Consider the following 13,707-nt stretch of genomic DNA (forward strand, 5'->3'; position numbering starts at 1 on the left):
CACGGCCCGGCGGGCGCCACGGCACGGGCCGGGGTCACGGGACGAACCGCCCGAAGCGTCCCTGGTGGTAGAGCAGCGGGCAGCCCTTCTCGTCGATCCACGTGCCGGTCACCAGGCCGACGACCAGGATGTGGTCGCCGATGTCGTCGGTCCGGTACGGGGTGCAGGTCAGGTGGGCCGTGACGCCGTCCAGCAGGGGCGTGCCGAACTCGTCCGCGCTCCACCGGGTCGGCGGCGCGAACCGGTCGGCGCGGGCACGGGCGAAGCGGGCCGCGGTCTCCCCCTGGTCCCCGGCCAGGACGTTGACCGCGAAGCGACCGGCCTCGCGCAGCCACGGCCAGGTGGAGGAGGACCGGCCGATGTAGAACGACACGAGCGGCGGGCGCAGGCTGACCGAGGAGAAGGAGGTGGCCGTCACCCCGACCGGGACTCCCCCGACCGAGGCGGTGACCACCACCACCCCCGCCGCGTGCCCGGCCAGCGCGCGGCGGAACTCCTCCTCGCCGACCGCCCGATCGGGGTACGCCCGGCTCATCGGCGTGCGGCCACCGGGCCGGACAGGACGCCGCGGTGCGCCGCGGTCAGGTCCTCCAGCGTCGGCACGACCTCGTTGGGGGTGGGACAGTCGAGCATCTCCTCCCGGATCCGGGCCGCGCCGTCACGGAACGACGCGTCGCCCAGCAGGTGGGCCAGGCCGTCCCGCACCGCTCCCGGCCGGCGGGCGGGGCCCGGGGGAAGGTACATGCCGGCGCCGAGCTTCTCCAGGCGCAGCGCGCGGAACACGTCGTCCCACTGCCAGGCGAGGGCGAGCTGCGGGACCCCGTACAGCGCCGCGCCGGCCCACGTGCCCGCGCCGCCGTGGTGCACGACCGCGTCGCAGGTCGGCAGGACCACGTGCAGCGGAACGCTGTCCACCACGCGGACGTTGCCGGGCAGCGGCCGCATCCGCTCGCCGGCCTTGACGGTCGCGATCACCTCGACGTCCAGCTCGGCGATCGACTCCAGCAGCTCGGCGACCGCGTCCAGCCCGGAGAAGCCGGTCGTGCGCTCGGTCATGCCCTGGGTGACGCACACCCGCGGCCGGTACGGGTCGATCCTCGTCCACGGGGGCACCACGGCGGGCAGCGGCCCGTTGTAGGGGATGTAGCGCATCGGCACGAGCGGCTGGTCCAGCTCGAAGCGCACGCTCGCGGGCATCTGGTCGATGGTCCACTGGCCGGTGACCACCTCGGGGGCGAACTCGGCGCCGAAGCGGCCGAGCGTCCAGGTCAGCCAGTCGCGCACCGCGTCGTCCCTGCGGTCGGCGGGCAGCGGCGCGAGGAGCCGCTGGAAGCGCTGGTACACCTGGAGGAACAGGTCGGGCCCCCACAGCAGGCGGGCGTGCGCGGCGCCCGTGACGTGGGCGGCGACGGCCCCGGCGAACGTGAAGGGCTCCCAGATCACGAGGTCGGGCCGCCACCAGCGGGCGAAGGCCACCATCTCGTCGACCATCGAGTCGTTGTTGATCTGGGCGTAGAACATCGCCGTGAGCATGGTGGTGGAGCTCTCCAGGAAGTCCAGGTCGAGCAGCTCCGGCCGGCCCTCCAGGTAGTCGGGGTTCTGGTGCAGGGTGAACACGCCGGGAGCGGCGGCGGCCATCGCCCGCTCCACCTGATGGTCGTCGCCCACGGGCACGGCGGTGAGCCCGGCCCGGGCGATGCTCGGGGTCAGCGCGGGCTGGCTGGCCACCCGGACCTCGTGCCCCGCGGTGCGCAGCGCCCAGGCCAGCGGCACCATGCCGTTGAAGTGGGCGTCCATGGCGAAGGACGTGACCAGCACGCGCATCGTCGAATCTCCTTACGACACAGGTCTCCGGACGGCACAGGTCGTTCACCGGCGCACGTCTCCGGACAGCACGGGAAGTTCACCGGCACAGGGGGAGCCTGACCACGGCCCGTACGACGGGCGAGCGCATGCGGCGCACGACGGCTCCGTCCGCGCGCAGGCCGGGCCACCGGGTGGCGGCGACGCGGACGATCTCGGTGGCGACCACGCGGGCCAGCGGCGCGACCAGCTCCTCGTACCCGCCGCCGGTCAGGGAGAGGCGGGGCGCCCCCGCGTGGGCGAGGTCGTAGCGGTCCGGGTCCGGGAGCCCGGCGAGGTCGCGGTTGGCGGCATCCACGACGATCACGACGTGGCCGTCGGCGTCGATCTCCTGGCCGTGCAGGGCGATCGGCTCCTGCGCGATCCGGCTGACCAGCCGCACCGGCGGCGACCAGCGCAGCGTCTCCTCGACGGCGTCCGCGGCGAGCTCCGGCGACCGGCACACGGCCGCCCACTGGCCGGGGTGGTCGAGCAGCGCCACGAACGTGTCGGCGGCGACGGCCGCCGCGATCTCCGCTCCAGCCACCAGGTGCAGCAGGCAGACCGCCGCCACGTCGGCCGGGCCCAGGCCGGTGGCGAGCATCGCGCTCACCGCGTCGTCCCCCGGCTCGGCCGCGCGCTCCGCCACGAGGCCCCGGACGAGCTCCCGGGCGCGGGCCACGGCCTGCTCCAGGTCGTGGGCGACGGGCAGCCGCGGCGGGCAGAGCACGGCGTCCAGCGCGACGCCCAGCATGGGCAGCAACTCCGCCACCTCCCGCCCGGCGGCACCGGCCGCACCGGCCTGCGGGGAGGGTGAGGACAGGCCGAGGACGCGGGTCAGGGATTCGGCGACCGCGGGCCCGACCAGGTCGCCGGCCAGGTCGAACGCCTCGCCGAGCCCGCCCGCGATCCGGTCGGCGGCCCGCCGCACGTCCTCGCGCCACGCCCCGGCCACCACCGGGCCCAGCACGGGCCGGTTGACCCGGTCGAGCCGCCGGTAGTCGGCCAGCGGCAGCGTCAGCAGGGCGCCGTCCATCGGCGTGACGTGGCAGGTGCGCCAGGTCTCCCACAGGTTCTCGCCCAGATGCTCCCGGTCCCCGCCCGGGTGGCGGACGTCGAGGCGGGGGTCGCGCAGCAGCTCGGCGGCCGCCTCACCGCCGGCCACCACCCACGTGCCGAGGTCGCTGCGGTAGAGAGGGCCCTTGCCCCTGATCTCGTCGCCGAGCGCCGCCGCGTCGTCGCCCTCGCCGCGCAGGAGCCGGGCGTACGGGTCGCCCAGCGAGCCCAGGACGAAGTGGAAGCCGCGGATCGTGAGCAGGTGACGGCCGAGCTCGCTGGGGGTCACGGTCGAGGACTCCGGCGCGGACGCGGCGACCGGCTCTGAGGCCGGCCGCGGGTCCGGCGCGGGGCTCGACGCTGGAGCCGGGGTCGACACCGGGGTCGGGGCTGTGGTCTGCGGCGTGGTCGGCATCGTGGTGCTCCTCAGGTCGTGACGCGACGGGGCGTACGGAGGGTGTGCGAGCAGATCGCGGCGGCCAGCGGCTCGTGGACGGCCGAGGTGAGCGCGTGTCCCATCCCGGCCAGCTCCACGACCTGCGCCCCGGGGATGAGGTCGGCGACGTGCCGGGCGTGCGGCGGCGGCGCGGCGGGGTCGCGCATCGCCTGGATCGCCAGCGTGGGCACGCTCACCCCGGCCAGCCCCGCGGCCCGCGAGACCGGCGGCTGCGGGATCATGTGGTGGTTGATCGGCTCCTGGAAGGCGCCCGCGTGCGCGATGGCGCGCAGCTCCAGGCGGCGGAACTCGTCGGCGTCGAACGGCTGGTCCGCGCCGTTGAGCAGCCGCCACTTCTCCACCCGCCGCTCCAGCTCGGCCTCGGGCCCGTCCACCGGCTGCGACATCAGGGTGATGACCTCCAGGAAGCGCCGCGTGGGCAGCGGCAGTCCGTCCTCGGACGGCCCGCCGCTCATGGCGCGCCCGATGTTGGCGTCGAAGTCGACGTCGAGCGCGCCGCCGAGCATGAGCGTGAGGCTCAGCAGCCGGTCGGGGTGGTCGATGGCGAGCAGCTGCCCGATGGTGTGGCCCAGGGACATGCCGACGACGTGCGCGGCAGGGACGTCCCACCCGTCGAGCACGGCCAGCGCGTCGGAGACGAGCTCGTCGAAGCCGTACGGGTGTCGCTGGAAGTCGGTCGTGGTGGAGCGGCCGGTGTCGCGGTGGTCGTACCGGATGACGTGGTGCCCCTGCTCGGCGAGCCGCGCCACGAACGCGTCGGGCCAGGACTTGGCCGACAGGTTGCCGCCGGCGACGAGCAGCAGCGGCGGGGCGGCGGGGTCGCCGAAGTCCTCGCTCCACAGGGACACGTCGCCGTTGGCGATGACACGGGCTGTCACGAGACCTCCTGGGCCGGCGCGAGCACGAGCAGGGACAGCTCGAAGGGGATCGTCGGGTTGGGCAGGCGGCGCACGGACTCCACGACCAGCCCGGCGCGGGCGGCCAGTCCGGCCCACTCGTCGCGCGTGCGCAGCCGCCCGCCGAGGAACACGAGCATCCGCAGGTCCAGCTCGGTGAACCGCTCGTTGCCGCAGTTCTCGGCCAGGTCGTCGCGCTCGTGGACGAGGATCCGGCCGCCGGGGTTCAGCGACTCGGCGCACCGGGTGAGGATCCGCGCGGCCTCCTCGTCCGGCCAGTTGAGCAGCACGAACGACAGCAGCATGACGTCGGCCTTGCAGGGCAGCGGCTGGAAGAAGTCGCCCTCGATCACGTCGGCCCGGTCCGCCAGGCCCTCGGCCGCCAGGTGGTCGCGCGCGGCCTGCGCGGTGCCGGGCAGCTCCACGATCGTGGCGGTCAGGTGCGGCGCGGCCCGCGCGATGGCCGCCACGAACCCGCCCGTGCCGCCGCCGACGTCGCACACGTGGCGCACGCCGCTCCAGTCGTAGGCGGCGGTGGGCGCGTCGTAGGCGACGTGCTGGTCGCAGGCCATCAGTGTCTCGAACGACTCCCGCAGGCGCGGCTGCGCGGCCAGGTCGTCGTAGAAGGGCTTGCCGTAGACGTCGGCGTACGTGGGCCGGCCCGTGCGGACGGCGTCCAGCAGCCGGGTGAAGCCGACGTCGGCCCTGGCCACGATCTCGCCGAGGTCGTGCCAGGCGCGCTGGGCGGCGGGATGGTCGTCGGCGAGGACCCTGCCGACCGCCGTCGGCGCCAGCCTCCCGGGCTCCGGCTCCTCCAGCACGCCGACCGCGACGAGGTGGCGCGCCAGCCGGGCCAGCGCGTCCGGGTTCGTGCCGGTCCGCTCGGCCAGCTCACGGGGGCTGGTGGCGCCGGCCTGGATGTGGTCGACCAGGCGGAGGGTGGCCGCCACGCGCACGGCCATCGGGGTGTGCAGGCTGCCCAGGCGGATCAGCGTCCACAGCGCGTCGTCGTCACGGGGCCCGGCCATCAGGGACGCCAGCCGCCGTTCGCGGGCCAGGGCATGTCGAGCTGCCGGTACGTGCCGAGGTAGTCGGGCCAGTCGCGGTGGTCGCGGATCTTGCCGTCCACGATCCGGATCAGGTGGATCTGCTCGCCGGAGAACCTGCGGCCGGTGGGCGGCATCCCGACGAGGTCGCCGACGTGGCGGCCGTAGAGCACGAGGCGGGCGCGCACCCACTCGCCGTTCTCCTCGTAGCCGATCTCCTCCAGGTGGGCGTCCTCGGAGAAGGCGTACTTCAGCCACTTGACCGCGCCCGCGAACGCCTCGGGGCCGCGCCCGTCGGGATTGTGCTCCAGCGCGCCGGGGTTCAGATATTCCGGATGAATGAACTCCGCGACGTCCCCGGTTTCGCCGCTGTTGTAGGCCGCCACCATGCGGCGGACGATTTCGATCTGCTTGCTCATGGCGCTCCCTGAATGGGTGTGTCTCCGCGTCGATTGTTCGCTCCGGTACGCGCGCGGGACAAGCGGGAAAGGCGGCTGTGCACCCGTTCTCGACCGGTTCTCCAGAGGCGCTCGAATACTGGTGATTGCGCAGAAGGGAGGGCTTGTGGACAGCTCGGCGTACAAGCGACAGGTCGCGGGGGTCTTCGACGACTCCGCCGCGCGCTACGACCGGATGGGGGTGGAGTTCTTCACCCCGATGGGGCGGCGGCTCGTGGAACTGGCGGCTCCCGTCGCAGGTGAGAGGGTGTTGGACGTCGGCTGCGGACGGGGCGCCAGCCTCTTTCCGGCGGCGGAGCTGGTGGGGCCGCGAGGGCGCGCGCTGGGCATCGACCTGGCCCCGGCCATGGTGGAGGAGGTCGGCAAGGAGATCGCCGCCCGGGGCCTTTCCCAGGTCGAGGCGCGGGTGATGGACGCGGAAAATCCGGAGCTGCCGGCGGGCGCTTTCGACGTGCTGCTCGGCGGTTACAGCATCATTTTTCTGCCCGACGCTCCCGGGGCGCTTTCCCGGTATACGGAATTCCTCGCCGACGGCGGTCGGATCGCATTTACGAGTCCGGTTTTCCGGGCCGGGACTTTTCCGTTCCTGCCGCCGGAGTTCACCCCGCTCATTCCGTCGTCGCTGCTGGAGCACCTGCCCGCGGAATGGCGGCCGGAGGCGCTGGTGCGGCGTTTCAACAGCTGGCTGGAGGACGCCGCCGACCTGACGGCGACGCTGGAGCGGGCCGGCTACCGCGACGTGGGGGTGCTGGACGAGCCGGTCCGGATGACCGCCGAGTCCCCCGAGCGGTGGGTGGAGTGGTCGCACACCCAGGGGATGCGGCTGCTGTGGCAGAACCTGCCCGCGCCGCAGCGCGACGACCTGCGCGAGCGGCTGATCGAGGGACTCGACCGGCTACGGGGCGGCAGCGGGCCGGTGGTCATCGAGGTCCCGGTCCGCTTCGTCACCGCCCGCGTCGCCCGCGGCTGAACCGTCCGGGGCCGGCCCGGCCGACGCCGGGCCACCCGGGGCCGGGGGCGAGACGGTCGCCGGCAGAGCGGACAGGACGGACAGGGCGGACAGCCGTTCCAGGGCCGCGTCGAAGGCGGCCCGGTCCGCGCCGGGCCCGCCGGGCCGCGCGGGCAGCAGCGGCACCACCTCGCCCCGGCCCGCGCGCATCGCGCGGTGCCGCCGGGCGACGGTGCTCAGCCCCTGCCCCGGTCCGGCCTCGACGCAGACGACGTCGTCGCGGGAGGACAGGATCGCGTCCAGCGCGGGCCAGAACAGCACCGGCCGCACCGGGTGCCCGGCCCAGTAGTCCGGGTCGGCGGCCGTCTCCCGGGTCAGCGGCGCGGCCGTGTAGCAGGAGCGCAGCGGGACGCGCGGCGCGCGTACGGGGGTGGCGGCGAAGCCGTCGATGGCGGCGGAGGCGACGCCCGCCAGCATGGGGCTGTGGAAGGCGGTCATCGCGGGCACGGGGGCGCAGACGAACCCGTCGCGCCGCAGCCGCTCCTCCACCTCGGCGAGCGGGCCGGACGGCCCGGCCAGGATGGTCTGCCGGGGCGCGTTGACCGCGGCGACCACGACCTCGTCGGTCAGCGCCTCCTCCAGGGCGGCGGCCGAGGCCGACACGGCGAGCATGCCACCAGGAGGCGCCTCGGCCAGCAGCCGGATCCGCTCCTGCACCAGGCGCGCGCCGTCGCGCAGCGTGAACACGCCGCCCAGCACCGAGGCGGCCATCTCGCCGATACTGTGGCCGAGCATGACCCACGGCCGCACCCCGTAGTCCATCAGCGTGCGGCCGAGCGCGTAGTCCAGCGCGAACAGCAGCGGCTGCGACCGGGTGACGTGGTCGAGCGGGACCCGCGGGTCGTCGCTGAGCCAGTCGCGGCGCATCGCGTCGCCGTCGTCGAAGGCCGCCAGCACCTCGTCGAGGGCGGCGGTGAAGCGCGGCTCACTGCCGTACAGGCCCCAGGCCATCCGCGGGTGCTGCGACCCCTGCCCCGGCAGCATCACCATGGTGACGGTCACGTCTCGCCCCTCTCCCCCGCCCACGCCGGGCGGCTCAGCACCTCCACGACCGCGCACGACCAGGAGAACCCCGCCCCCACGCTGGCGAGCAGGCACAGATCTCCCGGCCCGACCGCGCCGGTGGTGACGAGGTGGTCGAACCCGGCGATCGGGTCGCCGGCGCCCAGGTGGCCCACGTGCCGGCTCCACGGCCAGGTGGTGCGCTCCGGGTCGATCCCGTACGGGGCGAAGAAGCCGGCCCGGAGCCGGCGCAGGCCCATGTGCGGCAGCGCGAAGCCCGTGACGTCCTCCAGGGCGATGCCCGCCTCCACCAGCGCCCCGGTCAGCGCGGCCTCCTGCCCGGCGCTCACCTTGGCGGCCGTCGCCGCCCGCCCCACCTCGCGCACGTAGGAGCGCTTGTGCAGGTCGAGGTCCACCGTGGGCAGCTCCTCCAGCGACGGCGCGCCGAACGCGTCGCCGCCCCGGTGCATGCCCTCCAGCCCCGGGTCGGAGACCGTCACGAGGCTGCGGATCCGGGCGAAGCCGGTCGTGCGCGACAGCACGAGCGCCGTGCCGCCGTCGGCGTAGACGGTGCCCGGGTCGCTGCGCCACCGGTCGAACCCGGGCGGGTTCATCCGGTCGCCCGTCGTGACCAGCGCGCCCGTACGGGCCGGGGAGGCGTCCAGGTAGGCGGTGGCCAGTTCGAGCGCGGCCATCCCGCCGTTGGAGACCTGACGGACCTCCATGGCAGGGCAGGTGTTGCCCACGGCGGCACGCTGCACGTACGAGGCGGGCGCCCACAGGTGGTGGCCCTGGAAGTAGAGGCTGGCGTGCAGGACCAGGTCGATGTCCGCGGGGCCGGCGCCGGCGCGGGCGAGCGCCGTCCGGGCCGCGCGGGCGGCCATCTCCGGGCCGCTCTCCTTGTCGGCGACGGCGACCGCGAGCATGCCGGTGGCCGCGGCGAGCGGCGGGTCGCACTCGCCCGCCTCCAGCGCCCGCTCCGTCGGCACGGCGGGCGGCAACCAGGCCGCGCACCCCGCGATGTACGGCCCGCCGGTCACCGGCGCACGACCATCGCGCTGTTGAAGCCGCCCGCGCCGCGCGCCACCACCAGCGCCGCGTCCCCCGTGATGGGCCGCGGGTCGCCGAGCACGAGGTCCACGGGCAGCTCGGGGTCCACGTCGCGGACGTTCGCCGTCGCCGGGGCCACGCCCTCGCGCAGCGCCAGCAGCGCCGTCACGACGTCGAGCGGCGCGGCCCCCGAGTACAGCCGGCCGGTCAGCGTCTTCGGGGCCGTCACCGGCACCCCGCGCGGCCCGAAGACCGCCGCGAGCGTCCGCGCCTCCTCGGCGTCGAGACCGGGGTCGGCGGCGGCGTCGGCGATCACCAGGGCCACGTCCGCGGGGGCGACCCCGGCGTCGGCCAGCGCCGCCTCGACGGCCCGGATGAGCGCCGGCGGCCGTCCGGAGCCGGGCGGCGGGTCGAAGCTCGCCCCGTAGCCGGCGATCCGCCCGTACACCCGGGCGCCCCGCGCGCGGGCCGCACCGCCCTGCTCCAGGGTCAGGATGGCGCCGCCCTCGCCCGGCACGTGCCCGCCGGCCCGGCGGTCGAAGGGCAGGTACGCGGCGGCGGGGTCGCCGGCCGTGCTGAGCCGCCCCCAGCGCGTCAGCGCGGCCATCCCGTACGGGCACAGCGACGAGTCCATCCCGCCGGTCACCATCATCGGCGTCCCGCGCGCGACCTTGCGCCGGGCGTGCGCGATGGCGTCGAGCCCGCCGGCCTGCTCGGTCACCATGACCCCGACCGGTCCCCGCAGGTCGTGCCGGATGGAGATCTGGCCGGTGTTGACCGCGTAGAACCACGCGAACGACATGAAGGCGCTGACGTGGTCGGGCCCGTCGTGCCACAGGTGCTGCAGCTCCCGCTGGCCGAAGTCGAAGCCGCCCGAGGCGCTGGCGGTGATCACGCCCACGTCCAGCGGCGAGGCGGGCTCGAACCCGGACTCGGCGATGGCCCGGTCCGCGGCGTAGAGCGCGTACTGCGTCATGAGGTCGGTCTGCGGCAGGATCCGGGCCGGCAGATGGTCGCGGGGCTCGAAGCCCTCCACCTCGCCGGCCAGCGGCGAGGGCAGCCGGGCGGGGTCGAAGCGGCGCAGCGGCTTGATGCCGCTGCGCCCGCTCAGCAGCGCCGCCCAGTACTCCTCGGGGGTCAGGCCGACGGGGGCGACGACGCCGACCCCGGTGACCACGACGTCCGTGTCAAGCATGCGATCACCCTTCGAAACGGCGCAGCAGCATGGCGCTCTGGAAGCCGCCGAAGCCGCTGCCCACGGTCAGCGCGACGTCCACGCGCTGCTCACGCGCGACCAGCGGCACGTAGTCCAGGTCCAGCTCCGGGTCGGGCTCGTGCAGGTTGGCCGTGGGCGGGATCGCGCCCCTCGTCACCGCGAGGGCGGCCGCCGCCACCTCGATGGAGCCGATGGCGCCCAGCGAGTGGCCGATCATCGACTTGATCGAGCTGATGGGCACCCGGTAGGCGTGCTCCCCGAGCGCGGTCTTGATCGCCGCGGTCTCGTGCCGGTCGTTCTGCTTGGTGGCCGTGCCGTGCGCGTTGACGTAGTCGATCTCGGAGGGGTCGCAGCGGGCCTCGGTGAGCGCCGCGGTGATCGCGGCGGCCATCTCGGCGCCGTCGGCGCGCAGGCCCGTCATGTGGTACGCGTTCCCGCGCGAGGCGTAGCCGGTGATCTCCGCGTACACCTGTGCCCCGCGCCGTCTGGCCGCCTCGGCCTCCTCCAGCACCAGCACGGCCGCCCCTTCCCCGAGGACGAACCCGTTGCGGGTGCGGTCGAAGGGCCGGGAGGCGCTGCCCGGCGTGTCGTTGTAGCTGGAGGTGGCCTTGATGGCGTCGAAGCAGGCGACGGTGATGGGCGCGATCGGCGCGTCCGTGCCGCCGGTGATCATCGCGTCGGCGCCGCCCTCGCGGATCAGCTCGCAGGCGTAGCCGATCGCGTCGATGCCGGAGGTGCACCCGGCCGAGACCATCGACACCGGGCCCTGCGCGCCGACCCTCCAGGCCACCTCGGCGGCCATCGAGCTGGGCACGAAGTAGTCGTACAGGTACGGCGAGGCCAGCGTGTGGTCCACCTCCCAGGTGGCGCCCCGGCCGCTGATGGCCACGTACTCCGACTCCAGCTTCTGGGTGCAGCCCACGGCGCTGCCGATGCTGACCCCCACCCGGTGGGCGGCGGACTCCTCCACCCGCAGGCCGCTGTCGGCCATGGCCTCGCCGCAGGCGGCCAGCGCGAACTGGGCCGCGCGGTCCAGTCGCTCCACCGCGTCGGCCGGCAGGCCGGCCTGGACGGGGTCGAAGTCCGCCTCGGCGGCCATCTGGGAGCGGAAGGGCGAGGGGTCGAACGTGGTGATCCTGCGCGTGGCGGTGGCGCCGGACATCAGCAGGTCCCAGAACGGCTTGACCCCGGTGCCGCCCGGGGCGACGACGCCGAGGCCGGTGATGACCACCCGCCTGGTCATGGACGTTCCGTCTCGGCGGCGCGGGTCTGCCGCGTCTCGTACAGGGCGGGCTCGCTGGTGCTCAGCGCCCGCAGCGCGCCCGCGTGCGGGGCGAAGCCGGGGTCCGCCACCGCCGCGCGGAACGCGGCCTCGTCCCGCCAGGCGGCGACGTTGACGTAGTGGCGCTCCTGCCCGGTCTCCATGGGCCGCAACAGCATGTGCCACAGGAAGCCGGGCCTGGAGCCCATGAACTCCGAGGTGGCGGCGAACACGCGCTCGAACTCCTCGGGCGGGCCGTGCAGGAGGAACCTGTTCACGAACGTGACGGCTCCCCCGAACTCCGTGTGCGGCATCCCTACTCCTCGATCGGCGCCCGTTCGGCAAGGGCGATCAGGTGCTCTCGCCACGACGCTGCGGCACGACTCTCGCGACCCGCTCGAACTCAGGTCGTCCACCGCCATTCGAGCCGCCGGTGTGACCCTTGCGCCGACCGAAAGGAGAACCCATGTCCGAGGAAGGCCGGGTCGCCCTCGTCACCGGCGGCACCAGCGGCATCGGGCTGGCCGTGGCCCGGGCCCTGGGAGGCGCCGGGACGCGTGTCTACCTGTGCGCGCGCACGCCGGACGCCGTCGAGCTGACCGTCAAGGGGCTGCGGGAGTCCGGGGCCGAGGCCGACGGGCGGGTCTGCGACGTCCGCGACCCCGTCGCGATCCAGGAGCTGGTGCGGGCCGCCCGTGACCGGTACGGGCCCATCGACATCCTGGTCAACAACGCCGGCCGCGGCGGCGGGGGCGTCACCGCGGAGATCCCCGACGAGCTGTGGCTGGACATCCTGGACACGAACCTCACCAGCGTGTTCCGGATGACCAAGGCGGTGCTGACCACCGGCGGGATGCTGGAGCGCGGGCGGGGCCGGATCATCAACGTCGCCTCGACCGCGGGCAAGCAGGGCGTGGTGCTGGGCGCGCCGTACTCGGCCTCCAAGCACGGGGTGGTCGGCCTGACGAAGGCGCTGGCCCTGGAGCTGGCCAAGACGGGCATCACGGTCAACGCCGTCTGCCCGGGTTACGTCGAGACGCCGATGGCGCAGGGCGTGCGCCAGCGGTACGCGGCCTTCTGGGGCGTCACCGAGGACGAGGTGCTCGCGAAGTTCCAGGACAAGATCCCGCTGGGCCGGTACTCCACGCCCGAGGAGGTCGCCGGGATGGTGGGCTACCTCGTCTCGGACACGGCATCGTCCGTCACCGCGCAGGCGATCAACGTCTGCGGCGGGCTCGGCACCTTCTGATCCGACCGACCTGACCCGACCGACCTGATCCGAGCGACCCCTCCGAAGTGACAGGAGCGCCCGTGGCGACCTCACCCACGCACGAGACCGAGCACCAGATCACCCTGTCGGCGGATCCGCGCGCCGTCTACGCGGTCCTCGCCGACGCGACCGCGTGGCCGGCGATCTTCCCGCCGACCGTCCACGTCGAGCGGATCGAGCAGAGCGGCGGGGAAGAGCGCATCCGCATCTGGGCGACCGCCAACGGCCGGCCCAAGACGTGGACCTCGCGGCGCGAGCTGGACCCGGAGGGGCTGCGTGTGCGCTTCCGGCAGGAGGTGCCCGCGCACCCGGTGGCCGCGATGGGCGGCGAGTGGATCGTCGAGCCGATCGACGCCGGCACCACCCGGGTCCGGCTGACGCACGACTTCAGCGCGGTGGACGAGGACGGCCTGGACTTCGTCGCCAAGGCCGTCGACCGCAACAGCGAGGCCGAGCTGGCCTCGCTGCGGGCCGCCCTCGAAGGCGCCGGGCAGATCTCCGGACAGGGCGCCGGGGCGGGCGACCGGCTGGCGACGTTCGAGGACACGGTACGGGTGGACGGCGCGGCGAGCGACGTCTACGACTTCCTCCACCGCGCCGACCTGTGGCCGGAGCGGCTGCCGCATGTGGCCAGGATGGCGCTCGAGTCCGAGACGCCCGACGTGCAGCTCATGGAGATGGACACCCGCACGGCCGACGGCTCGACGCACACCACGGCCTCGGTGCGGGTGTGCTTCCCCGAGCACCTGATCGTCTACAAGCAACTGCGGACGCCGAAGCTGCTGGCCGTGCACACGGGCCGCTGGACGGTACGGCCGGACAGCGACGGGGCCGTGGTCACCTCGCAGCACACGGTGGCGATCGCCCCGGAGGCCGTCACGGGCGTCCTGGGCGAGGGGGCGACGGTGACCGACGCGCACGCGTTCGCGCGGGAGGCGCTGAGCCGCAACAGCATGACGACGCTGCGCGCCGCCAAGGAGTACGCCGAGGGCCGCCGGTCGGCGACCGTGTGAGCCTGCGCGTGTGAGCCTGCGCGGACGCAGGGCGGGGGGCGGGCCCACCGGGGGGGGGGCCGCCCGGGGGGGGGGGCCGCCCGGGAACCCGGGGGGGGCCGGGCAGGGGGACACCCAGGCGCCGGGGGTGG

General features: G+C 74.7%; 14 protein-coding genes. 3 read left to right on the forward strand and 11 right to left on the reverse strand.

Going from position 1 to position 13,707, the window contains the following annotated elements; translation table 11 throughout:
- Positions 1–34: 34 nt before the first annotated feature.
- From ACIBG4_RS01865 to ACIBG4_RS01890, 6 genes are all read right to left on the reverse strand, one after another.
- Positions 35–535, reverse strand: a complete 501-nt coding sequence (locus ACIBG4_RS01865; protein WP_310711871.1) for a flavin reductase family protein — start codon at positions 533–535, stop codon at positions 35–37.
- On the reverse strand, positions 532–1,824 hold the full coding sequence (locus ACIBG4_RS01870; protein ID WP_397200242.1) for an activator-dependent family glycosyltransferase: 1,293 nt from the start codon (positions 1,822–1,824) through the stop codon (positions 532–534). The genes ACIBG4_RS01865 and ACIBG4_RS01870 overlap by 4 nt, the downstream gene beginning before the upstream one ends.
- A 79-nt stretch (positions 1,825–1,903) precedes the next feature.
- Entirely contained in the window at positions 1,904–3,187 is a 1,284-nt protein-coding gene (locus tag ACIBG4_RS01875; protein WP_397200243.1) for a P450-derived glycosyltransferase activator, read from the reverse strand.
- A gap of 137 nt (positions 3,188–3,324) precedes the next feature.
- On the reverse strand, positions 3,325–4,233 hold the full coding sequence (locus tag ACIBG4_RS01880) for an alpha/beta fold hydrolase (RefSeq protein WP_397200244.1): 909 nt from the start codon (positions 4,231–4,233) through the stop codon (positions 3,325–3,327).
- Positions 4,230–5,279: a methyltransferase gene (locus ACIBG4_RS01885; RefSeq protein WP_397200245.1), complete on the reverse strand. Its 1,050-nt coding sequence runs from the start codon at positions 5,277–5,279 to the stop codon at positions 4,230–4,232. The genes ACIBG4_RS01880 and ACIBG4_RS01885 overlap by 4 nt, the downstream gene beginning before the upstream one ends.
- Positions 5,279–5,716, reverse strand: coding sequence for a SnoaL/DnrD family polyketide biosynthesis methyl ester cyclase (locus ACIBG4_RS01890; protein WP_397200246.1), 438 nt, complete (start codon positions 5,714–5,716; stop codon positions 5,279–5,281). The genes ACIBG4_RS01885 and ACIBG4_RS01890 overlap by 1 nt, the downstream gene beginning before the upstream one ends.
- A gap of 145 nt (positions 5,717–5,861) precedes the next feature.
- Between ACIBG4_RS01890 and ACIBG4_RS01895 the strand changes: the two genes are divergently transcribed.
- Positions 5,862–6,725, forward strand: a complete 864-nt coding sequence (locus tag ACIBG4_RS01895; RefSeq protein WP_397200247.1) for a class I SAM-dependent methyltransferase — start codon at positions 5,862–5,864, stop codon at positions 6,723–6,725.
- Here the strand turns inward: ACIBG4_RS01895 and ACIBG4_RS01900 are convergent.
- The 5 genes from ACIBG4_RS01900 to ACIBG4_RS01920 are packed head-to-tail and all read right to left on the reverse strand — an operon-like array spanning position 6,651 to position 11,607.
- The gene (locus ACIBG4_RS01900) at positions 6,651–7,766 is read right to left on the reverse strand and encodes an acyltransferase domain-containing protein (protein ID WP_397200248.1); all 1,116 of its coding nucleotides are present in this window, start codon (positions 7,764–7,766) and stop codon (positions 6,651–6,653) included. The genes ACIBG4_RS01895 and ACIBG4_RS01900 overlap by 75 nt on opposite strands.
- Entirely contained in the window at positions 7,763–8,806 is a 1,044-nt protein-coding gene (locus ACIBG4_RS01905; RefSeq protein ID WP_397200249.1) for a ketoacyl-ACP synthase III family protein, read from the reverse strand. The genes ACIBG4_RS01900 and ACIBG4_RS01905 overlap by 4 nt, the downstream gene beginning before the upstream one ends.
- Positions 8,803–10,011 carry a ketosynthase chain-length factor gene (locus ACIBG4_RS01910; RefSeq protein ID WP_397200250.1) on the reverse strand — a complete coding sequence of 403 codons (1,209 nt, stop codon included), beginning with the start codon at positions 10,009–10,011 and terminating at the stop codon, positions 8,803–8,805. The genes ACIBG4_RS01905 and ACIBG4_RS01910 overlap by 4 nt, the downstream gene beginning before the upstream one ends.
- Positions 10,012–10,015: 4 nt before the next feature.
- Complete coding sequence (locus ACIBG4_RS01915) at positions 10,016–11,275, reverse strand: beta-ketoacyl-[acyl-carrier-protein] synthase family protein (protein WP_397200251.1); 1,260 nt, start codon at positions 11,273–11,275, stop codon at positions 10,016–10,018.
- The gene (locus tag ACIBG4_RS01920) at positions 11,272–11,607 is read right to left on the reverse strand and encodes an antibiotic biosynthesis monooxygenase family protein (protein ID WP_310711884.1); all 336 of its coding nucleotides are present in this window, start codon (positions 11,605–11,607) and stop codon (positions 11,272–11,274) included. Before ACIBG4_RS01920 ends, ACIBG4_RS01915 begins: the two co-directional genes overlap by 4 nt.
- A gap of 152 nt (positions 11,608–11,759) precedes the next feature.
- Between ACIBG4_RS01920 and ACIBG4_RS01925 the strand changes: the two genes are divergently transcribed.
- Positions 11,760–12,542: an SDR family NAD(P)-dependent oxidoreductase gene (locus tag ACIBG4_RS01925; protein WP_310711885.1), complete on the forward strand. Its 783-nt coding sequence runs from the start codon at positions 11,760–11,762 to the stop codon at positions 12,540–12,542.
- Positions 12,543–12,604: 62 nt separating this feature from the next.
- Positions 12,605–13,576 carry an aromatase/cyclase gene (locus ACIBG4_RS01930; RefSeq protein WP_397200252.1) on the forward strand — a complete coding sequence of 324 codons (972 nt, stop codon included), beginning with the start codon at positions 12,605–12,607 and terminating at the stop codon, positions 13,574–13,576.
- Positions 13,577–13,707 lie beyond the last annotated feature (131 nt).

Origin of the sequence: Nonomuraea sp. NPDC050383, assembly GCF_044459125.1 — a bacterium.
Classification (GTDB): domain Bacteria; phylum Actinomycetota; class Actinomycetes; order Streptosporangiales; family Streptosporangiaceae; genus Nonomuraea.